The organism is Delftia sp. WSY_22 (genome assembly GCF_043104185.1).
In the GTDB taxonomy this organism is placed as follows: Bacteria; Pseudomonadota; Gammaproteobacteria; order Burkholderiales; family Burkholderiaceae_C; genus Comamonas; species Comamonas tsuruhatensis.
Genome location: NZ_JBICKN010000018.1, coordinates 102,584 through 123,161, shown reverse-complemented (window position 1 = coordinate 123,161; position 20,578 = coordinate 102,584). Strand labels below are relative to the sequence as shown.

Sequence of the window (20,578 nt, the reverse complement as noted above, 5' to 3'; positions counted from 1 at the left end):
CCCGGCGCATCTCATTCGCTGGGGTGGACTTCCAGCCAGCCCACGCGTCCTTGACCGCTCTCGTTGAGGCGGCTCACAAAGCCTTCAGCCTGCGACTGCGGCAGGCGCAGATCGAACTGCACCAGCGATCCATGCTCGACCTGGAGCAATTCGGCGCCTGCCGCCTCGATCTCGCGCCGCACCAGGCCTTCGAGCGCATAAGGGACACTGCAGCGCAGCAATTGCATGCGCTGCAGCGTCACCTTTTCGGCAGTCAGCAAGGCCTGGGCCACGGCATCGGTGTAGGCGCGCACCAGGCCGCCGGCGCCCAGCTTGACGCCGCCGAAGTAGCGCACCACGGTGGCCAGCACGCCTTCCAGGTCCTGGTGGCGCAGCACGTCCAGCATGGGGCGGCCTGCCGTGCCGCTGGGCTCGCCGTCATCGACGGCTGCCGACTGGCCGCCTGCCAGCAGCGCCCAGCAGACATGGGCGGCGCCGGGGTGCTCGCGCCATAGCGCATCGACCACCGCCTGGGCGCTGGCGCGGTCGGCCATGGGCTGCACGCAACCGATGAAGCGGCTTTTCTTGATGAGGAGTTCGCTGTGCGCGGGCGCGCGGAGTGTCTGTGGCATGGAGGGCGGCAAGCTTACCCGATCGCCCCTGGCTCGGGGTTTGGCGCATGGATTCATTACGCCTTTATTACGAAGCGCTACACATTTGTGAGCATGCGTACCTTGTGTCATTTCAGCTTCAGAGGGTTGCATCCAGGTTTGTCCTACAGAAATCGTGAAAGATTCGCAGTAAGCTTTCTGTCAAGGAGGCGCAACCATGAACACCCCACCTTCCCGCGATCCCGTTCTCACCGAACACACCTTTGGCCGCGATCATTTCAGTCCTCCGCCCATGGCGTTGGAGCAGGCAGGCCAGGACCATGAAGCCGCCGGTGGCGGCCTTCCTCTGGACCTGGACCAGCGCATTCGCAACGTAGGCGAATGGTGATGGCTGCAGCCGTGCAGCCAAGGGCCATCCGGCCAGGCTGAGCGGCTCCAACGACCGCCGACAGGAACGCAGCAGGCAATGGCCTCGCTGCGCTGGATTTATCATTCCAACATCTTCACCCAGGCCGGCTGCGCAATGCACCGGCCTTTTTGCATTCCTGCCACAGCCTGTTCCCGCACCCATGAGCAATGACACCATTCGCAGCCATTGGCTGCTGGCACCTGCCTGCGCCAGCGATGCCAGCCTGCCTGTGCCGCTGGGCGATGTGACGGCGCTGCTGGAGCAGGTGGGCCGCTCCAGCGGCAGCAGCGACGAGGTGGCCGGGCAGCTGCTGCACCTGCTGGGCCGGCATGTGCCGTTGGCGCAGTGCACGATCTTTTCGTTCCAGGGGCGATCTCGGCCGCGCATCGTGGGGTTCGGGGACCGGGCACGCACAGGCGCACTGCCTTTGATTTCCCAGGATTACAGCGAGCGCTTCTATCCACTGGACGGCGCGCAGCGCGTGATGCAGGCCGAGCTGGCGCGGCAGCAGCGCAATCCCCAGGCGCCAGCGCGCGTCTGGCTCCATCGCCAGAAGCCTTCGGACGTGAGCCATCCCGAGTACCGCCGTGTCTGCTATGACCTGCCCCGCCTGGTGGAGCGGCTTTCGCTGCTGACCCTGCAGACCGGCGCACGCTGGCTGGCGGTGAATCTGTACCGGGGTGAGGAGCACGGCGGCTTTGACCCGCAGTCCATTGCACGCATCGAGGCCTTTGCTCCGCTGGTCATGCAGGCCATGCGCCTGCATTACGCGGGCCAGGCCCTGCAGGACGATCTGGCGGGCCTGGTGCTGGCGCGCCTGGCGCGGCGCTTTGCGCATCTCACGCAACGCGATATGGACGTGGTGCGCTGCGTGGTCGAGGGGCTGGACACCGAGCGGCTGGCGCAGCGCCTGGGCATCACGGTGGCCAGTGCCCGGACCTATCTCAAGCGCGTCTGCGGCAAGCTGGGCGTGCAGGGGCAGCGCGAGCTGTTTGCCTTGCTGATGGAGCCCGAGGCGCTGTCCTGAGCCTGGGGGCTGGAGGGTCCTGTCTGTCCCCATCCGGGGACATTGCCGGAGCGGGGGCTGCCTACACTGCGGCCTCACAAAGACGCAAGACGCAAGACGGAGACATCCATGCATCAGCCCCATGCCCAGCCGCGGCATTCCATCTACTACCGGTACCGGGTGCACCAGCCCTGGCTGCCTTCGCAGCATCCAGGGGTGCAGCGCCATCCTGTCGTCATCGTCGGCACGGGCCCTGTGGGGCTGACCACGGCGCTGGAGCTGGCGCGCCACGGCCAGCGCTGCGTGCTGCTGGAGTCCGAACTGCAGGTGTCCGAAGGCAGCCGCGCCATCGTCTTCACGCGCCGCTCCATGGAGATCCTGCAGCAGGTGGGCGTGGCCGAGCGGGTCATGGCGAACGCCTTGCCCTGGCGCTGTGGCAACTCGTTCTACCGGGGGCGGCGCGTGTTCCGCATGGAGGCGCCGCACAGCGAGGACGATCGCTTCCATCCCATGACCAATCTGCAGCAGCAGTACCTGGAGGAATACCTGGTCGATGCGGTGCTGGCCCATCCGCTGATCGAGCTGCGCTGGGGCAACCGCGTGGACCGGGTGGAGCAGGTCGGCAGCGGCGCCGCCGCAAAGGCGCGGCTGCAAGTGGACACGCCGCAAGGCCCGTATGCGATGGAGGCCGACTGGCTGGTCGCCGCCGATGGCGCCCGCTCCGGCATACGCACGGCCATGGGCCTGGTGATGGAGGGGGCGTCGTACGAGGGCCGCTTCGTGATCGCCGACATCCGCATCGACCTGCCACTGCCCACGGAGCGCCTGGCCTTCTTTGACCCGGTCTGGAACCCCGGCAACACCATCCTGATGCACCGCGAGCCGCATGGCATCTGGCGCGTGGACTACCAACTGCCTGCGGGCGAGGACGCGCAGCAGGCGCTGCAGCCCGAATCGCTCAAGGCGCGCATCGACGCGCAGCTGGAGATGATCGGCTTCGGCGGCACGCCCTGGGAAATGGACTGGAGTTCGGTCTACTCCGCCCGCGCGCTGACCTTGCCGGACTATGTGCACGGCCGCGTGATCTTCGCGGGCGATGCGGCCCACATGCTGCCCATCTTCGGCGTGCGCGGTGCCAACACGGGTTTTCAGGATGCCCAGGCCCTGGCCTGGCGGCTGGCCCTGGTGGCGCGCGGCGTGGCGCCGGTGAGGCTGCTGGACAGCTACAGCGGCGAGCGCGTGGGCGCGGCGCGCGAGATTGTCGAAGAGGCCGGCAAGAGCACGCGCTTCATGGCGCCGCCCTCGCGCGGCTTCCGGCTGCTGCGCGATGCCGTGCTGTCGCTGTCGCTCACCCAGGAATTCGTGCGGCCGCTGTACCACTGGCGCACCTCCCGGCCGCACGAATACGCGCACTCGCCGCTCAACAGCGCGGATGACGACAACCACCTGTTTGAAGCCGGCCCTGGCCATGGCGCACCGCCGCTGAACCTGCGCCTGGGGCCCGATGACTATCTGCTGGACCACCTGGGCGGTGGATTCGACCTGCTGTATTTCACCGATGGCACGCCCGTGCCTGCCCAGTGGTGCGAAGTTGCCAGGATGGCGCGCGGCCGTGGCGTGGGCCTGCGCATCGTGGCCATCTCCAGCCAGGCGGCCGCGCAGCCGGTCCAGGGTGCCGATCTGACCCTGGCCGATGCAGATGGCCGCTGCCGTGCACGCCATGGCGTGCCGGCAGGGCACCCGCCTGGTGCCGCCTATCTGCTGCGGCCCGATCAGCATGTCTGCGCGCGCTGGCTGGCGCTGGATGCCCGGCGCCTGCAATCGGCCATCGACAACGCCACCTGCACGCAAGGAGTTCCGGCATGAGCCAAGAACAGACATCACCCCACACCCTTGATATCGCCGGCCTGGAAACTGTCTACGACCAGCTGGCCACAGCCATCGACACGGCGGGCCCGCAGCGGTCCGAGCTGTTCCTGGTCAAGCTGGCGCTGCTGGCGGCCGAACGGCTGGGCAGCGCGTCCGTGTTCTCGGAGCTGGTGCAGGCGGCGCAGCAGGATCTCTAGTGCGTAGTCGCGCTCCAGGGAAAACCGCTATCGCTGTCGGGGCGCCGACGGGCCGTGGCATGGCCGGCACTGGCTAACATCGGCCCGAAAACAAGGGTCCCGCGAGCCATGGATGTACTCAGTGAAGTTCTCGATATTTGCCGCTCGGAGCGCGCCGTCACGGCGCGCTTTGCGCTGACGGCGCCGTGGAGCCTGAAGTCCACGGGCGTCACCGGCGCCATGATCCGCATGGCGCGCGGCGCGCCTTACTGGATCCAGGTGGAGGGCATGCCGGCGCTGCGGGTCGAGCCCGGCGATCTGGTCATGCTGCCCATGGGCGCCGCGCATGTGGTGGCGTCCGACATGGACGTTGCCAGCGAGCTGTTCTCGCGCATGATCGCCCGCCACGCCGAAGGACCGCGGGACGAAAATCCCCTGGTCTTCAGCCATGGCGGCGGCGGCGAGGCCACGGACATGTTTTCGGCCCTGTTGTGGTTTTCCGCCTACTGCCGTCATTCGGTGTTCCGCATCCTGCCGCCGCTGATCCACATCCGGGCAAGCGACCTGCCGCTGGCCGGCTGCCTGGCCACCACCATGGAGTCGCTCACGCTGGAGACGCTGGCGCGGCGCCCGGGCTGGCGCCTGTCGGCCGCGCGCATGGGCGAGCTGCTGCTGGTCAACATCCTGCGCGAGCACCTGGCGCGCGAGACTGCCATTGGCGAAGGCTGGCTGCGGGGCCTGGGCGATGCCTGTGTTGCGCGTGCCCTGGTGTGCATGCACCGCGAACCGCAGCGGGCCTGGAGCGTGGAGACGCTGGCCATCGAGGCCGGCATGTCGCGCACCCGCTTCAGCATGCGTTTCAAGGAGCTGGTGGGTGCCACGCCCATCGGCTATCTGACGGCGCACCGCATGGCGCTGGCGGCCCAGCAGATGGAAGCCGGCGGGCTGTCATCGGCCCGCATCGCCGAGAACGCGGGCTACGACTCGCCGAAGGTGTTTGCGCGGGCATTTCGCCGCTGGTCCGGGCACACGCCCAAGGCCTGGCTGGCGCAGGAGGCCGCAAAGAGGTCGGGCTGGCAGCAGCAGGAAGGCCGTATCAGGGGGCTGGAGCAAGACCCTTGACCAGCAGGGTTGAGTGCCGAAACGTACACTGGCCGGTTCCTTCCGCACAGGCTCCCAGAAGCCGAACCGCCCATCATGAACGCCCCCGTTGACGTTTCCTTCTTCCATCGCGCCGCCAAGCCGCTGACCAGCTATCGTCCTTACTGGGCCAAGCGCTTTGGCACGGCCCCGTTCCTGCCGATGAGCCGGGCCGAGATGGAACAGCTTGGCTGGGACAGCTGCGACGTGATCCTGGTGACGGGCGACGCCTATGTGGATCACCCCAGCTTCGGCATGTCGGTGATCGGCCGGGTGCTGGAGGCACAGGGCTTTCGCGTGGGCATCATTGCCCAGCCTGACTGGCAAAGCGCCGAGGCCTTCAAGGCCCTGGGCCGGCCCAACCTGTTCTGGGGCGTGACGGCGGGCAACATGGATTCCATGATCAACCGCTACACGGCCGATCGCAAGATCCGCTCCGACGATGCCTATACGCCGGGCGACGTGGGCGGCAAGCGCCCGGACCGGGCGGCCATCGTCTACAGCCAGCGCTGCCGCGAGGCCTACAAGGACGTGCCCATCGTGCTGGGCGGCATCGAGGGCAGCCTGCGCCGCATCGCCCATTACGACTACTGGAGCGACAAGGTGCGCCGCTCCATCGTCGTGGACAGCAAGTGCGACATCCTGCTGTACGGCAACGCCGAACGCGCCCTGGTCGAGGTGGCCCACCGCCTGGCTGCGCGCGAGCCCGTGGAAAGCATTACCGACGTGCGCGGCACGGCCTTCTTCCGCCGTGAGTCGGAGGCGGGCTGGTTCGAGCTGGATTCCTCCGTGGTGGACGAGCCCGGCGTGGTCGAGCCCCACATCAACCCCTACATGACCACCAGCGAGCAGGCCGAGGCCCAGGGCCAGACCTGCTCCAAGGAAGAGGGTGATGCCGACGCGAAGCCGGACGGCGCCTCGGTCGCCGCCGTTCAGACCATCCAGTTCGTGCCCAACCCGTCGCTGCGCGGCAAGGGCAAGCAGCCGCCGCGCGACAAGACCGTGCTGCGCCTGCCCAGCTATGAGCAGGTCAAGGCCGATCCCATCCTCTACGCCCACGCCAACCGCGTGCTGCACCTGGAGACCAATCCCGGCAACGCCCGCGCCCTGGTCCAGGCCCACGGCGAAGGAGTGACCGCGCGCGATGTGTGGCTGAACCCGCCCCCCATCCCGCTGACCACGGCCGAGATGGACTGGGTCTTTGGCCTGCCGTATGCGCGAAGCCCCCATCCCAGCTATGCCGACGCCAACGGCAGCCATGAGGGCGAGACCAAGATCCCGGCCTGGGAGATGATCCGCACCTCGGTCAACATCATGCGCGGCTGCTTCGGCGGCTGCACCTTCTGCTCCATCACCGAGCATGAAGGCCGCATCATCCAGAGCCGCTCCGAGGAGTCCATCATCCAGGAGGTCGAGGACATCCGCGACAAGGTCAAGGGCTTCACCGGCACCATCTCCGACCTGGGCGGCCCCACGGCCAACATGTACCGCCTGGGCTGCAAGAGCCCCGAGATCGAGGCCGCCTGCCGCAAGCCCAGCTGCGTGTTCCCCGGCATCTGCCAGAACCTGCACACCGACCATGCCCCGCTGGTCAAGATCTACCGCCGCGCGCGCAATCTGCCGGGCATCAAGAAGATCCTGATCGGCTCGGGCCTGCGCTACGACCTGGCCGTGAAGTCGCCCGAGTACGTCAAGGAACTGGTGCAGCACCATGTGGGCGGCTACCTGAAGATCGCGCCCGAGCACACCGAATCCGGGCCGCTGACCAAGATGATGAAGCCGGGCATAGGCAGCTATGACCGCTTCAAGCAGATGTTCGAGCAGTTCAGCGAGGAAGCGGGCAAGAAGCAGTACCTGATTCCCTACTTCATCGCCGCCCACCCGGGCACCAGCGACGAGGACATGATGAACCTCGCCATCTGGCTGAAGAAGAACGGATTTCGCGCCGACCAGGTGCAGACCTTCTACCCCAGCCCCATGGCCACGGCCACGGCCATGTACCACTCGGGTCGCAACACCCTCACCAAGGTGCGTCGCCAGATGCGCGACGTAAGCGAGGAGTCGGTGGACATCGTGCGCGGTGAAAAGCGCCGCCGACTGCACAAGGCCTTCCTGCGCTACCACGACCCCAACAACTGGCCGCTGCTGCGCGAGGCCTTGAAGGCCATGGGCCGTGCCGACCTCATCGGCAACGGCAAGCAGCACCTGATCCCCACCTTCCAGCCCCTGGTCGATGGCGGCTACCAGAGCGCGCGCCGCAAGAACAGCACCCAGGGAACGGGCGTGGCCGCGCGTGCCGTGGTCTCCCAGCAGGGCAAGGCCTATGCCCTCAACAAGGCCGGTGGCAAGAGTGCGGGGCCGGGCAAGGCGCAGGCACAGGCCCGCGACCCCGGAGGCGACGTGCGCTTGCGCTCCAGTCAGCCCAAGCCCGGCCGCATGCTGACCCAGCACACGGGCCTGCCACCGCGCCCTGGCGTGGGCGGCTCCGCAGGCGCTGCCGGGGCCGGCCGCAAGGCCGCGCCGGGCGGGCGCAAGCCGCGCTGACGCGCCTCAGCCGACTGCCGGCGCCAGCGTGCCTTGCCATTCGCGGCGGGCGGCCTGGGCACCGCTTTCGAAGTACTGCGTGTCCAGCGGCACGGGCCGCGCCAGGGCAAAGCCCTGCGCGTAGTCCACGCCCACGGCCTGCAGGGCCTGGGCGATCTCCCGGCTTTCCACATACTCGGCCACCGTGCGCTTGCCCAGGATATGGCCTATGCGGTTGATCATCTCCACCATGGCGTGGTTGCTGGGGTCCTGGAGCATGTCGCGCACGAAGCCGCCGTCGATCTTCAGATAGTCCACGGGCAACTGCTTCAGATAGGTCAGCGAGGACATGCCCACGCCGAAGTCGTCCAGCGCAAAACGGCAGCCCAGCGTGCGCAGGGCCTGGATCAGCCGGGTGGCGCTGGACAGACTGGCGATGGCGCTGGTCTCGGTGATCTCGAAGCACAGCAGCTGCGGCGCGATGCCGTGCGCGCTCAGCTGCGCCTGCACAAAGTCCAGCAGCCCGTCGTCGTCGAGGCTGGGGCCTGACAGATTGATGGCGCAGGTGTCGATATGGCGCAGCGCGGCCGGATGCTCGGCCAGCGTGGCCAGCGTTCTGGCGATCACCCAGCGGTCGACGGTTGGCATGATGCCGTAGCGCTCTGCCGCGGGTATGAACGCGGCTGGCGAGATGATCTGGCCCTGCTCGTCGCGCAACCGCAGCAGCACCTCGAAATGCAGGCCGCGCTGGCCATCGGGCTGCAGCGGTGCAATGCTTTGTGCGTACAGGCAAAAGCGCTCCTGCTCCAGCGCCGTGCGTATGCGCGTGACCCATTCCATCTCGCTGACGTGGCGGGTGTATTCGCCGTCGTCGCTGCGGTAGACATAGATGCGGTTGCGGCCGCGCTCCTTGGCGCGGTAGCAGGCCATGTCGGCCATGCGCAGCAGGTCCTGGGCCGACTGGACCTCGCCGCCGATGTGGACCAGTCCAATGCTCAGTCCTGTGCGCAGCACCTGCTTGCCCCAGTGCACGTGCAGGGCTTCGGCAGCCTGGCGCAGCTTTTCGGCAATGCGCAGCGCGGGCTCGGGCGGACAGTTCTCCAGAAGAACGCCGAATTCGTCGCCGCCCAGGCGTGCCAGGGTGTCTGTCTCGCGCAGGTTGTGCAGCAGCAGACGGCTGACCTCGCACAGCATTTCATCGCCCGCCGGATGGCCGCAGGTCTCGTTGATGAGCTTGAACTGGTCCAGATCCATGTACAGCAGGGCTGCGGGCCGCAGCCTGTGCTGGCCCTGGTTGAGCAGGCGCTGCAGGCGGCGCTCGAATTCCACGCGGTTCTCCAGCCCGGTCAGGCCGTCATGGCTGGCATGCCAGGAAAGCTGGTCCAGATACTGCTGCTCACGCGAGACATCCCTGAGCACGATCACCGCACCTGCCGGGCGCTCCCCGCCGCCGCTGATGGCCGAGCCCATGAGCTTGACCGGCACGATGCTGCGGTCATGGCGCCGCAGCCACCGCGTGTGCTCTTCGCGCAATTGCCGACCCGACAGCAGATGGGTCAGCAGGCTTTCCGCCGTCTGGGTGGTGTCGATGCTGTTGAAATGCAGGCCCTTGGCCAGGTGCCGTCCCTTGAGCTGCTGCTCGCTGCTGCCCAGCAGGCCCAGCGCGGCAGGGTTGGCATAGTCCACCACGCCCTGGGCGTCCGTGGTGATCACGGCATCGCCCAGCGATGCCAGCGTGGTCTGGGCCCTTTCCTTTTCGGTCAGCAGGTCGTTTTGCACCTGCTGGCGCTGCTGCAGCATGCGCCGCGTATGCCAGAGCGCCACCAGGATCAGCGCCACGCCCAGCATCAGGTGAATGCACTGCAGCCACACCACCATCTGCCGGGAGCTGCGGCCCAGCGAGGCGCTGAACTGCTGGGTGGCGGGTGTGACGCCGGCGTTGATCTGCTCGATCTCGCGCTTCCAGGTGATGACGTCCTCGGCGCTCACGCTTCCCACGGTGTGGCGCTGCTCTATCTCCTGCGCCAGCCGGTCGAGCTGCTGCAGGTACTGGTCGCCCTGCTTCCAGTAACGATAGGGCTCCTCCAGCAGTTCGACATGGCGAAAAGTCTGCATCAGCCAGATCAGCGCGTCGGCATCGTCCGGGTGGTTGCCTCCCAGCAGAATGCCGGCGCGCGCGTCCTTGACCCTGGCCGGCACATCGTCCAGCGCCATGCGGGCCTGCCAGTCGCCTGCAGGAACGATCATGGCCTGCTCGAAGCGCGCCAGGTCGCGCGCCGAGCCGCTGTCCACATAGCGGCTCAGGGCGTAGATGGCATCCTTCTGTGCCTTGGACCACAGGCTTTCTCCGGCAACGAAGGCGCGCACCGCAGACACAAGGTAGAGGCTGCCGCTGGCCATGACCACCAGCACCACGACCACCAGCACCAGGGGCCAGATGCGCTGCACCAGCTGCAGTACCGGCACATGGGCTGGGGGCTGGCTTTGCATAGGCGGTGGACGGAAGGGGGACCCGGCGGCGGTCTTAGGCGCTGGCGCCGATGCGCTGCAGGCCAGGCGCTGAGTGGCTAGGTGGCTGACGCATCCCGGATAGCGGGGCGGTCGATGGATGTTCTCGAACCATGGGGCTGCCTCCAGATGAGCCGATTATGGGTGTTTCCAGATGTGTTCGGGTTGTCTGGTTGTATGCGCAGCTCTGATTTAAGAGGAGCAGGCTATCGCGGTAAAGAGGGTCGTCGGCAGCAGCATGTTCGTACTCGGCGGGCAGCCGCGACCCAGGCGGCTTGTAGGTCGTGCGCAGATGCTGCCTTTCGGCATTCGCCTACAAGCGGCGCGAGGCCGCTGGCTGAGCGGCGAGCGGATGCAGGGGCAGGTCGTGGCGCTCGGCCAGGTCTGCCAGTTCGGCGCAGGACAGGGCAGCCAGGAAGGCTTCCAGGGCCGCATGCGTGGCCGGGTTGCGCATGCAGGCGATGCTGCCATCGCCCGGCACCGAGGCTGCTGCGCACAGGCGTTCCGCGAAATGCGGCTCCAGTGCCGCCACGGCCACCGAACCGTCGGCGCAGGCATAGACGCGATAGCCTGCGTGCGCGCCGCCCACATCCCCGTCGGGCCGGGTCAGGCCCCAGTGCCAGGGCAGGGCCAGCCATTGCGCGGCCTGTGCCAGTCCTGTTTCCTGGAGGTTGCCGTGGCCGCTGAGCTGGCGCAGCAGCCAGGCCTTGAGCACGGCCTCGCTGGCCATCAGCGCACCGGCCATGTCGGCAAACAGGCTGGGTGGCATGGCGCCGCCCTGCACCAGGCCGGCCTCGGCCTGATAGGTCAGGTCATGGCCCGGCACATCGGCCAGGGCTCCCGCGCTGCCGACGATGCGCACCAGCGACAGCTGCGGATGGCGTTGCTGCAATGAAGCCCAGTCCAGCCCCAGCTTGGCCAGCGCGGCGGGGCGGAACGAGGTCAGCAGGATATCGGCGCTGTCCAGCGCCTTGTGCAGCGCGGCCTGTCCGTCCTCGGTCTTGAGCTGTGCCTGCCAGACCGCGATGCCCTGGTGCATGTCGGAATAGGCCTGCGGGCTGTAGAGCGCCATCGGGTCCGCTCCGGCAGGCCCTGGCTGCGCAGAGGGCGGCTCCAGCTTGCTGCACTGCGCGCCCATGGCCGCGCAGCGCATCAGGGCGGCGGGACCCGGCAGGTTCAGTGCCAGGCTCAGAATGCGTACGCCGGACAGGGGCAGCCCGTCTGCAGGCGAGGAGGTGAAGGGAGTGAGGCAGGCGTGATCTGGCATGGGAATGGAGCGTCTCGTTCTTCATTCGATGTTTCGGCTGCCCGCATGATCGCACCGGTACCCGCGCAGACCTGGCGCATACCGGACTGCCAGGATGCAAAAACCGCCCGCACAAAGAAAATGCCGCCAGGGCAGGGAGCGCTGGCGGCATGCCTTGTCACCCGGCGCAGGGCCAGGTGGCTGGGGTGGCGGTCAGACCACCTTGGCGATCGACTGGCAGACGTAGTCGATGTTCTTGCTGTTGAGCGCGGCCACGCACATGCGGCCCGTGTCCGTGCCGTAGACGCCGAACTCGGTGCGCAGGCGCACCATCTGGTCCTTGCTCAGGCCGGAGTAGCTGAACATGCCGATCTGCGTGGTGATGAAGCTCATGTCCTGCTGGACGCCGGCAGCCTTCAGGCCGTCAACCAGCTTCTGGCGCATGGCCTTGATGCGCACGCGCATCTCGCCCAGTTCCTTTTCCCACAGTGCGCGCAGCTCGGGGTTGTTCAGCACGGCCGCCACCACGGCGCCACCATGGGTGGGCGGGTTGGAATAGTTGGTGCGGATCACGATCTTGAGCTGGCTCAGCACGCGGGCCGCCTCTTCCTTGTCGTTGGCGACCACCGACAGTGCGCCCACGCGCTCGCCGTACAGGCTGAAGCTCTTGGAGAACGAGGTCGAGACGAAGATGTTCAGGCCGGCGGCCACGAACTTGCCGATCACGGCGCCGTCTTCGGCAATGCCGTGGCCAAAGCCCTGGTAGGCCATGTCAAGGAAGGCCACCAGGCCCTTGGCCTTGACGGCGGCAATCACCTGGTCCCACTGCTCGGCCGTGATGTCGTAGCCGGTCGGGTTATGGCAGCAGGCGTGCAGCACCACGATGGTGCCAGGGGCCGCTGCGTTCAGGTCGGCCAGCATGCCTTCGAAGTTCACCTTGCGGTTGACGGCGTCGTAGTAGGCATAGGTGCCCACCTCGAAACCGGCGTTCGTGAAGATGGCCTTGTGGTTTTCCCAGCTCGGGTCGGAGATCAGCACCTTGGCAGCGGGGCTGATCTTCTTGAGGAAGTCGGCGCCGATCTTCAGGCCGCCGGTGCCGCCGATGGCCTGCACCGTGGACACGCGGCCGGACTTGACGACGTCGGACTCGGCGCCGAACACCAGGCCCTTGACTGCGGCATCATAGGCAGCGATGCCGTCGATGGGCAGGTAGCCGCGGGCCGTGGGCTTGTCCATCATCGCCTTCTCGGCGGCCTGCACGCACTCGAGCAGGGGCAACTTGCCGTTGTCGTCGAAGTACACGCCCACGCCCAGATTCACCTTGCTGGGGTTGGTGTCGGCAGCGAACTGCTCGTTCAGACCCAGGATGGGGTCGCGGGGGGCCATTTCGACGGCGGTAAACAGAGACATGAAGCGTCCTTGGGATGTCTTGGGAGGTGGAAAAAACGCGGCTAGCCCCAAGCTGCGGTAGGCTTTCGGGTTAACCCATGAATTCTAGCGATCTCGCCGGCCGATACCCACTTTTGCGAACCCACGTCATGCACGAAGTCTCTGATTCCTCTCCAGCACCTGCGGCCTCGGGCCAGTTCGTGCATTTCGCGGACTCCCCCTTCGAGCTGTTCCAGCCCTATCCACCGGCTGGCGACCAGCCCGCCGCCATTGAGAAGCTGGTCGAGGGCATCCAGGACGGTGAATCCTTTCAGACCCTGCTGGGCGTGACGGGCTCGGGCAAGACCTTCACCATGGCCAACGTGATCGCCCGCCTGGGGCGTCCGGCCATCGTCTTCGCACCCAACAAGACACTGGCCGCACAGCTGTACAGCGAGTTCCGCGAGTTCTTTCCCAAGAACTCCGTCGAGTACTTCGTCAGCTACTACGACTACTACCAGCCCGAGGCCTACGTGCCCCAGCGCGACCTTTTCATCGAAAAGGACAGCGCCATCAACGAGCACATCGAGCAGATGCGGCTTTCGTGCACCAAAAGTCTCATGGAGCGGCGCGACGTGGTCATCGTGGCCACGGTCTCGGCCATCTACGGCATCGGCGAGCCCGAAAGCTACCACCGCATGATCATGACGCTGCGTACCGGCGACCGCATCAACCAGCGCGACGTCATCGCGCAGTTGATCCGCATGCAGTACCAGCGCAACGACCAGGACTTCAGCCGCGGCAAGTTCCGCGTGCGCGGCGACACCATCGATGTCTTCCCCGCCGAGCATTCCGAGCTGGCCATCCGCATCGAACTCTTCGACGACGAGGTTGAAAGCCTGCAACTGTTCGACCCGCTCACGGGCCGCGTGCGCCAGAGCATTCCGCGCTTCACTGTCTACCCCAGCAGCCACTACGTCACGCCGCGCGACAAGGTGCTGGCCGCCGTGGAAACCATCAAGCTGGAACTGGCCGAGCGGCTCAAGCAACTGGTGGGTGACGGCAAGCTGGTCGAGGCCCAGCGCCTGGAGCAGCGCACGCGCTTCGACCTTGAAATGCTCACCGAGGTCGGCCACTGCAAGGGCATCGAGAACTACACGCGCCACCTCTCCGGCGCAGCCCCGGGCGAGCCCCCCAGCACATTGACCGACTACCTGCCCAGCGACGCGCTCATGTTCCTGGACGAGAGCCACCAGATGATCGGTCAGCTCAACGCCATGTACAGCGGCGATCGCTCGCGCAAGACCACGCTCGTGGAGTACGGCTTTCGGCTGCCGTCGGCGCTGGACAACCGGCCGCTGAAATTCGAGGAATTCGAGCGGCGCATGCGCCAGGTCATCTTTGTCTCGGCCACGCCGGCAGACTACGAAAAAACCCACTCAGGTCAGATCGTGGACCAGGTTGTGCGCCCGACGGGGCTGATCGACCCCGAAATCGAAGTGCGCCCAGCCACCAACCAGGTGGATGACGTGCTGCAGGAAATCCGCCTGCGCGTCGAGCGCGGGGAGCGTGTTCTCATCACCACGCTCACCAAGCGCATGGCTGAGCAGCTCACCGACTACCTGAGCGAAAACGGGGTCAAGGTGCGCTATCTGCACTCCGATGTGGAGACGGTGGAGCGCGTGGAGATCATTCGTGACCTGCGTCTGGGCGTCTTCGACGTTCTCGTGGGCATCAACCTGCTGCGAGAGGGCTTGGACATCCCTGAAGTCTCGCTGGTCGCCATCCTCGATGCCGACAAGGAAGGCTTTCTTCGCGCCGAGCGAAGTCTCATCCAGACCATCGGCCGCGCAGCACGCAACCTGCACGGCAAGGCCATCCTCTACGCGGACAGGATCACGGAGTCGATGAAGAAGGCCATCGGCGAGACCGAGCGCCGCCGCGCCAGGCAAATGGCGTTCAACGAGGAAAACGGAATTGAACCCAAGCAGATTGTCAAGCGGGTGAAAGACCTGATTGATGGTGTCTACAGCGAAAAAAGCGGCAAGGAAGCGGAACGTCTGGAGGCCAATCAGCTCGAAAGAGCGCGTGTCGAGGACATGTCCGAAAAAGATGTGGCCAAGGAAATCAAGCGTCTGGAGAAGCAGATGCTCGAACATGCGCGCAGCCTGGAGTTCGAACAGGCGGCGCGGGTGCGCGATCAGCTGGCACTGCTCAAGGAGCAACTGTTCGGAGGCTCTTCCGCGCAGGTTTCCTGAGGCGGTGCCTTGTCTGAAGCCTGTTGGCTCTTGTTACCCGACAAAATTGATGGGGAATGTGGTACACTCAGGGTCAACACTCAACAACAACAAAAACTTCGATGAAAAGAAGGGCTCTGAACCTTTTGAACAGGACGGAGTAAGGGCGGAGACTGTGCCCAACTCCAGTCAAATCGCTGGAGCGGGTGTTTCTGTAACGTACAAGCCTGACTGAAGGAGCTCGTAATGCGTCTCACCACCAAAGGCCGTTTTGCGGTCACTGCCATGATCGATCTGGCCCTGCGCCAGAACAATGGCCCTGTTACGCTGGCTGCCATCAGCCAGCGACAGCAGATTTCCCTGTCGTATCTCGAACAGCTGTTCGGCAAGCTGCGCCGCCATGAACTCGTCGAGTCCACCCGTGGACCCGGCGGCGGCTACACGCTGGCCCGCAAGGCTGGCGACATCACCGTGGCCGACATCATCGTCTCCGTGGACGAGCCCATTGACGCCACCCAATGCGGCGGCAAGGAAAATTGTCTGGGCGAAGCTGGCCGCTGCATGACGCATGAACTGTGGGCGGCATTGAATCAGCGCATGGTCGAGTTCCTCGATTCCGTGACGCTGCAAAAGCTCGTCGACGAACAATTGGCCAAGGGCATCCAGATCGAGGACAAGCCCGTAGTGCGTCGTGCAATTTCCACGGCTCCCGTGGTCAAGCCCATCCGCGTGAATGCACCGAACTCGGTATTCGCGCTGGGCAACGCCTTCGCCAAGTCCTGATCGACTTTTGACACCCTGAGGGCAGGGCGCCGCTGCGCATGGCTGTGTGGCGCGGTGCTGCCCGCCCGGATGGATTCACCGGAGTTCATCGCCTTCCCGATTTTTGCCAGCCGGAACTTTGATAAGAGCCAGTCATGGACATGACCCCGCATTTCCCCATCTATCTCGACTATGGCGCGACCACTCCCGTGGACCCTCGCGTGGTGGACGCCATGATCCCATGGTTGCGTGAGCACTTCGGCAACGCTGCATCGCGCAGCCATGCATGGGGTTGGGAGGCCGAAGAGGCCATCGAGAAGGCCCGCGGCCAGGTGGCGGATCTGATTGGCGCGGATCCCCGTGAAATTGTGTGGACCAGTGGCGCGACCGAGTCCATCAATCTTGCCATCAAGGGTGCGGCGCACTTCTATCAAGGCAAGGGCAAGCATCTGATCACGCTCAAGACCGAGCACAAGGCCGTGCTCGACACCATGCGTGAACTCGAGCGCCAGGGGTTTGAAGTGACCTACATGGACGTGCAGCCTGATGGTCTGCTCGACATTGAGGCCTTCAAGGCCGCGCTGCGTCCCGATACCATCTTGGTGAGCGTGCTCTTCGTGAACAACGAAATCGGCGTCATCCAGGACATTCCCACGATTGGCGCGCTGTGCCGCGAGAAGGGCATCCTGTTCCATGTGGATGCTGCGCAGGCTACGGGCCGCGTGGAGATCGACATGTCCAAGTTGCCGATCGACCTGATGAGCATGACCGCGCACAAGACCTACGGCCCCAAGGGCGTGGGTGCCCTGTACGTGCGCCGCAAGCCGCGTGTGCGTCTGGAGGCGCAGATCCACGGCGGTGGTCATGAGCGTGGCATGCGTTCGGGTACGCTGCCCACGCACCAGATCGTCGGCATGGGCGAGGCCTTCCGCATCGCCAAGGAAGAGATGGTCGAGAGCAATGCCAAGGCCTATGCGCTGCAACAGCGCCTGCTCAACGGTTTGAAGGATCTGGAACAGGTCTTCATCAACGGCAGCATGGAGCACCGTGTGCCTCAGAACCTGAACATGAGCTTCAACTTCGTCGAAGGCGAGTCGCTCATCATGGGTATCAAGGGGCTGGCAGTGTCGTCGGGCTCCGCTTGCACTTCGGCCAGCCTGGAGCCCAGCTATGTGCTGCGTGCCCTCGGCCGCAGTGACGAGCTGGCGCACAGCAGCCTGCGCATGACCATCGGCCGTTTCACGACCGAGGAAGAAATCGACTACGCGATCAGCACCATCCGCACCAATGTGGTCAAGCTGCGCGAACTCAGCCCGCTGTGGGAGATGTACAAGGACGGCATCGACCTCAGCACCATCCAGTGGGCGGCGCACTGAGCGTCGGCCGGCACGCGAATCAAGTATTGAAGAGGTAGACATCATGGCTTATTCCGACAAAGTGGTAGACCACTACGAAAACCCCCGCAACGTGGGTTCGTTCGACAAGAGCGACGAATCGGTGGGCACCGGCATGGTCGGCGCGCCTGCCTGTGGCGACGTGATGAAGCTGCAGATCAAGGTCAACCCCGAAACCGGCGTCATTGAAGATGCCCGTTTCAAGACCTATGGCTGTGGTTCGGCAATCGCCTCGTCTTCGCTGGTGACCGAGTGGGTCAAGGGAAAGACGCTGGATGAAGCGGCTGCGCTGAAGAACAGCCAGATCGCCGAAGAACTGGCCCTGCCTCCCGTCAAGGTGCACTGCTCCATCCTGGCCGAAGACGCCATCAAGGCCGCAGTGGACGACTACCGTGCCAAGCGCACTGCGGTGGTGGCCGCCTGATATGGCGATCTCGCTGACCGAGTCCGCGGCCCGCCATGTGAGCCGCTACCTGTCGCGCCGCGGCAAGGGCATCGGCGTGCGCCTTGGGGTCAAGACCACGGGCTGCTCCGGCCTGGCCTACAAGCTGGAGTATGTGGACGAACAGTTGCCCGAGGATGTGATCTTCGAGGACCACGGCATCAAGGTGCTGGTCGACCCCAAGAGCCTGGCCTATATCGATGGCACGGAACTGGACTTCGTGCGTGAAGGCTTGAACGAAGGCTTCAAGTTCCACAACCCCAACGAGCGCGATCGCTGCGGCTGCGGCGAGAGCTTTCGCATCTGACCGGCATTTGCCGGGGGGGCCAGGCTCTGGTGGCCTGGCGGCATGCCCGGCAGGCCCTGACTTTTCTACTCCCTCAAGAGGCCGCCATCGCTTCGGTGCTGGCGGCTTTTTATCGACATGAACCTGCAATCGGACGATTTCGAGCTGTTTGCGCTGCCGCGCCAATTTGCGCAGGAGCGCAGCACCATTGACGCGCGCTGGAAGGAGTTGCAGCGCGAGGCCCATCCTGACCGCTTTGCCTCGCAGGGCGCAGCTGCGCAGCGTGTGGCCATGCAATGGTCGGTACGCATCAACGAGGCCTATCAACGGCTGAAAGAGCCGCTCAGGCGAGCAGCCTATCTTTGCGAATTGCTGGGTGCACCCGTGCGTGCCGAGGACAACACCTCCATGCCCACCGCCTTTTTGATGCAGCAGATGGAATGGCGCGAGGCGCTGGACGATGCGCAGGACGAGGCCGCCTTGGATGCGCTGGACGGCGAAGTGTCGCAGGCCAGAAAGAGCATGCTGGCCGAATGCGGCCGCCAGCTCGATGAACTGCACGATGCCCAGGCGGCCGTGCAGCAGGTCAGAGCCCTCATGTTTGTTGCGCGATTTGCGCAGGACATAGAGCGTCGCCGCGATCAACTGGGACAATAGTCCGCGACCCGAACCTCCCACGAGAGTCCCTCATTCACAAGGCAGGCCGGCCGGCCCGGACCTGCAATTTCCCCGAGTATTTCCATGGCGCTTTTGCAGATTTCCGAACCCGGTCAGTCCCCCGATCCCCACCAGCGACGCATTGCCGTGGGTATCGACCTGGGCACCACCCATTCGCTGGTCGCCGCAGTCCGCAATGGCGTGGCCGAATGCCTGCCGGATGATCAGGGCCAGGTACTGCTGCCTTCCGTCGTGCGCTATCTGCCCCAGGGACGCCGCGAGATCGGCTACGCCGCGCAGGCGGCGCTGTCCACCGATGCGGGCAACACCATCGCCTCGGCCAAGCGCTTCATGGGCCGTACGCTGGCGGACATCGACGCGCCGGAGAAGCTGCCTTACCGCTTTGCTGAGCAAGAAGCCGGTCGTGGCGTGATCGGGATCGAGACCATCGATGGCACTAAGACCCCCGTGGAAGTCAGCGCCGAGATCCTGGCCACGCTGCGCTTTCGCGCCGAGGACACCTTCAACGACGACATCCATGGCGCGGTCATCACCGTGCCAGCCTACTTTGACGACGCGCAGCGCCAGGCCACCAAGGATGCGGCCAAGCTCGCCGGCATCAACCTGCTGCGCCTGATCAACGAGCCCACGGCTGCCGCCATTGCCTATGGCCTGGACAACGGCTCCGAAGGTGTTTACGCCGTCTACGATCTGGGTGGCGGCACTTTCGATATTTCGGTCCTGCGCCTGTCCCAGGGTGTGTTCGAGGTCGTCTCCACGGGGGGGGACTCGGCCTTGGGTGGCGATGACTACGATGCGGCACTGGCTGAGTGGGTGGCCCAGCAGACCGGCGTGGTTCCGCAGACCGCCGAGGACAAGGCCCGCTGGCGCATGGCGGCACGCCTTTGCAAGCAGGCATTGACGGATGCTCAGGCCGCCACGTTCACGGCAGAGCTGTCCACCGGCACTGTGCATTTCGATGTCAAGCGTGGCGACTTCGATGCGAGCACGGCCCATCTGACGGCGCGCTCGCTGGCGGCGGTGCGCCGCGCACTCAAGGACGCTGGCCTGACGCGCGACGAGGTGCAGGGCGTGGTCCTGGTCGGTGGTTCCACCCGCATGCCCCAGGTGCGCGAGGCAGTGGCCCAGTTCTTTGGCCGCGATCCTCTCGTCAACCTCAATCCCGATGAAGTCGTGGCGTTGGGCGCTGCCATTCAGGCCAATCAACTCGCGGGCAACAGTTCCAGCGGCGACATGCTGCTGCTGGATGTGATTCCCCTGTCGCTGGGTGTGGAGACCATGGGCGGTCTGGTGGAGCGCATCATCACGCGCAACGAGACCATTCCCACGGCCCGCGCCCAGGACTTCACCACCTACAAGGATGGGCAGACGGCCCTGGCCATTCATGTGGTGCAGGGTGAGCGCGATCTTGTGGCGGACTGCCGCAGCCTGGCGCGTTTCGAACTGCGCGGCATCCCGCCCATGGCAGCCGGCGCGGCGCGCATCCGCGTGACCTTCACCGTGGATGCCGACGGCCTGCTGTCGGTGGGTGCCAAGGAGCAGATCAGCGGCGTCGAGGCGCATATCCATGTCAAACCCTCGTACGGCCTCTCGGACGACGAGGTCGCCCGCATGCTGCAGGACGGCTTTGCCACGGCCCAGCAGGACATTCAGGCGCGCGCGCTGGTGGAGGCGCGTGTCGATGCCGACCGCATGCTCATGGCCACGGAGAGCGCGCTGCAGGCCGATGGCGATGTGCTGGCTGCAGACCAGCGCGCAGCCATCGACGCTCTGGTCGACGCCCTGCGCGCCAGCGTGGGCTCCGAGGATGCCGCCGTCATCGAGGCCGCAACACAGGCGCTGGCCAAGGGCACGGAGTCCTTTGCCGCCGAGCGCATGAACCGCAGCATCCAGCAGGCCCTGGCCGGCAAGAGCGTGCAATCCCTTTCCTGATTTCTGATCCGA

The 20,578-nt window shown here is 65.6% G+C and carries 17 protein-coding genes; 13 read left to right on the top strand and 4 right to left on the bottom strand.

Annotated features, from left to right (window positions below; translation table 11 throughout):
• Positions 1-11 precede the first annotated feature (11 nt).
• Positions 12-611, bottom strand: coding sequence for a YigZ family protein (locus ACF8NF_RS10385; RefSeq protein ID WP_016451681.1), 600 nt, complete (start codon positions 609-611; stop codon positions 12-14).
• Positions 612-807: 196 nt separating this feature from the next.
• Between ACF8NF_RS10385 and ACF8NF_RS10380 the strand changes: the two genes are divergently transcribed.
• From ACF8NF_RS10380 to ACF8NF_RS10355, 6 genes are all read left to right on the top strand, one after another.
• Entirely contained in the window at positions 808-978 is a 171-nt protein-coding gene (locus ACF8NF_RS10380) for a hypothetical protein (protein WP_016447134.1), read from the top strand.
• A 181-nt stretch (positions 979-1,159) separates the two neighbouring features.
• A complete protein-coding gene (locus ACF8NF_RS10375) occupies positions 1,160-2,026 on the top strand; it encodes a helix-turn-helix transcriptional regulator (protein ID WP_034365923.1) in 867 nt (288 codons plus the stop codon).
• Positions 2,027-2,134: 108 nt separating this feature from the next.
• Positions 2,135-3,871, top strand: a complete 1,737-nt coding sequence (locus ACF8NF_RS10370; protein ID WP_392450549.1) for an FAD-dependent monooxygenase — start codon at positions 2,135-2,137, stop codon at positions 3,869-3,871.
• Positions 3,868-4,071 carry a hypothetical protein gene (locus ACF8NF_RS10365; protein WP_016447131.1) on the top strand — a complete coding sequence of 68 codons (204 nt, stop codon included), beginning with the start codon at positions 3,868-3,870 and terminating at the stop codon, positions 4,069-4,071. The genes ACF8NF_RS10370 and ACF8NF_RS10365 overlap by 4 nt, the downstream gene beginning before the upstream one ends.
• 108 nt (positions 4,072-4,179) lie before the next feature.
• Positions 4,180-5,172 (top strand): AraC family transcriptional regulator, encoded by a 993-nt coding sequence (locus tag ACF8NF_RS10360; protein WP_017403934.1) that lies wholly within the window; start codon positions 4,180-4,182, stop codon positions 5,170-5,172.
• Positions 5,173-5,247: 75 nt separating this feature from the next.
• Positions 5,248-7,734, top strand: coding sequence for a YgiQ family radical SAM protein (locus tag ACF8NF_RS10355; RefSeq protein WP_288897073.1), 2,487 nt, complete (start codon positions 5,248-5,250; stop codon positions 7,732-7,734).
• Between the two features lie 6 nt (positions 7,735-7,740).
• Here the strand turns inward: ACF8NF_RS10355 and ACF8NF_RS10350 are convergent, their stop codons facing one another.
• From ACF8NF_RS10350 to ACF8NF_RS10340, 3 genes are all read right to left on the bottom strand, one after another.
• Complete coding sequence (locus ACF8NF_RS10350; RefSeq protein WP_392450548.1) at positions 7,741-10,203, bottom strand: EAL domain-containing protein; 2,463 nt, start codon at positions 10,201-10,203, stop codon at positions 7,741-7,743.
• 331 nt (positions 10,204-10,534) lie between these two features.
• Positions 10,535-11,488 carry a CoA transferase gene (locus tag ACF8NF_RS10345; protein ID WP_392450547.1) on the bottom strand — a complete coding sequence of 318 codons (954 nt, stop codon included), beginning with the start codon at positions 11,486-11,488 and terminating at the stop codon, positions 10,535-10,537.
• Positions 11,489-11,680: 192 nt separating this feature from the next.
• Complete coding sequence (locus ACF8NF_RS10340) at positions 11,681-12,877, bottom strand: amino acid aminotransferase (RefSeq protein WP_016447126.1); 1,197 nt, start codon at positions 12,875-12,877, stop codon at positions 11,681-11,683.
• A 128-nt stretch (positions 12,878-13,005) separates the two neighbouring features.
• Between ACF8NF_RS10340 and uvrB the strand changes: the two genes are divergently transcribed.
• The 7 genes from uvrB (at position 13,006) to hscA (ending at position 20,566) form a co-directional block, all read left to right on the top strand.
• Positions 13,006-15,093 (top strand): excinuclease ABC subunit UvrB, encoded by a 2,088-nt coding sequence (uvrB, locus tag ACF8NF_RS10335; RefSeq protein WP_016447125.1) that lies wholly within the window; start codon positions 13,006-13,008, stop codon positions 15,091-15,093.
• A gap of 225 nt (positions 15,094-15,318) precedes the next feature.
• Complete coding sequence (gene iscR / locus ACF8NF_RS10330) at positions 15,319-15,855, top strand: Fe-S cluster assembly transcriptional regulator IscR (protein ID WP_012205825.1); 537 nt, start codon at positions 15,319-15,321, stop codon at positions 15,853-15,855.
• A gap of 134 nt (positions 15,856-15,989) precedes the next feature.
• A complete protein-coding gene (locus ACF8NF_RS10325; protein WP_017403940.1) occupies positions 15,990-17,210 on the top strand; it encodes an IscS subfamily cysteine desulfurase in 1,221 nt (406 codons plus the stop codon).
• Positions 17,211-17,253: 43 nt separating this feature from the next.
• Positions 17,254-17,652, top strand: a complete 399-nt coding sequence (gene iscU, locus ACF8NF_RS10320; protein WP_016447123.1) for a Fe-S cluster assembly scaffold IscU — start codon at positions 17,254-17,256, stop codon at positions 17,650-17,652.
• Between the two features lies 1 nt (position 17,653).
• A complete protein-coding gene (gene iscA / locus ACF8NF_RS10315; protein ID WP_016447122.1) occupies positions 17,654-17,977 on the top strand; it encodes an iron-sulfur cluster assembly protein IscA in 324 nt (107 codons plus the stop codon).
• A 117-nt stretch (positions 17,978-18,094) separates the two neighbouring features.
• Positions 18,095-18,613 carry a Fe-S protein assembly co-chaperone HscB gene (hscB, locus tag ACF8NF_RS10310; RefSeq protein WP_016447121.1) on the top strand — a complete coding sequence of 173 codons (519 nt, stop codon included), beginning with the start codon at positions 18,095-18,097 and terminating at the stop codon, positions 18,611-18,613.
• 84 nt (positions 18,614-18,697) lie between these two features.
• Positions 18,698-20,566 (top strand): Fe-S protein assembly chaperone HscA, encoded by a 1,869-nt coding sequence (hscA, locus tag ACF8NF_RS10305; protein ID WP_016451691.1) that lies wholly within the window; start codon positions 18,698-18,700, stop codon positions 20,564-20,566.
• The last annotated feature ends 12 nt before the right edge of the window (positions 20,567-20,578 follow it).

Bases quoted from the DNA above. Each gene is read 5' to 3' on its own strand.
- uvrB (WP_016447125.1), top strand. From the start codon at position 13,006: ATGCACGAAGTCTCTGATTCCTCTCCAGCACCTGCGGCCTCGGGCCAG.
- ACF8NF_RS10325 (WP_017403940.1), top strand. From the start codon at position 15,990: ATGGACATGACCCCGCATTTCCCCATCTATCTCGACTATGGCGCGACC.
- iscR (WP_012205825.1), top strand. From the start codon at position 15,319: ATGCGTCTCACCACCAAAGGCCGTTTTGCGGTCACTGCCATGATCGAT.
- ACF8NF_RS10340 (WP_016447126.1), bottom strand. From the start codon at position 12,877: ATGTCTCTGTTTACCGCCGTCGAAATGGCCCCCCGCGACCCCATCCTG.
- hscB (WP_016447121.1), top strand. From the start codon at position 18,095: ATGAACCTGCAATCGGACGATTTCGAGCTGTTTGCGCTGCCGCGCCAA.
- hscA (WP_016451691.1), top strand. From the start codon at position 18,698: ATGGCGCTTTTGCAGATTTCCGAACCCGGTCAGTCCCCCGATCCCCAC.
- ACF8NF_RS10350 (WP_392450548.1), bottom strand. From the start codon at position 10,203: ATGCAAAGCCAGCCCCCAGCCCATGTGCCGGTACTGCAGCTGGTGCAG.
- ACF8NF_RS10345 (WP_392450547.1), bottom strand. From the start codon at position 11,488: ATGCCAGATCACGCCTGCCTCACTCCCTTCACCTCCTCGCCTGCAGAC.
- ACF8NF_RS10360 (WP_017403934.1), top strand. From the start codon at position 4,180: ATGGATGTACTCAGTGAAGTTCTCGATATTTGCCGCTCGGAGCGCGCC.
- iscA (WP_016447122.1), top strand. From the start codon at position 17,654: ATGGCGATCTCGCTGACCGAGTCCGCGGCCCGCCATGTGAGCCGCTAC.
- ACF8NF_RS10385 (WP_016451681.1), bottom strand. From the start codon at position 611: ATGCCACAGACACTCCGCGCGCCCGCGCACAGCGAACTCCTCATCAAG.
- iscU (WP_016447123.1), top strand. From the start codon at position 17,254: ATGGCTTATTCCGACAAAGTGGTAGACCACTACGAAAACCCCCGCAAC.
- ACF8NF_RS10375 (WP_034365923.1), top strand. From the start codon at position 1,160: ATGAGCAATGACACCATTCGCAGCCATTGGCTGCTGGCACCTGCCTGC.
- ACF8NF_RS10380 (WP_016447134.1), top strand. From the start codon at position 808: ATGAACACCCCACCTTCCCGCGATCCCGTTCTCACCGAACACACCTTT.
- ACF8NF_RS10370 (WP_392450549.1), top strand. From the start codon at position 2,135: ATGCATCAGCCCCATGCCCAGCCGCGGCATTCCATCTACTACCGGTAC.
- ACF8NF_RS10355 (WP_288897073.1), top strand. From the start codon at position 5,248: ATGAACGCCCCCGTTGACGTTTCCTTCTTCCATCGCGCCGCCAAGCCG.
- ACF8NF_RS10365 (WP_016447131.1), top strand. From the start codon at position 3,868: ATGAGCCAAGAACAGACATCACCCCACACCCTTGATATCGCCGGCCTG.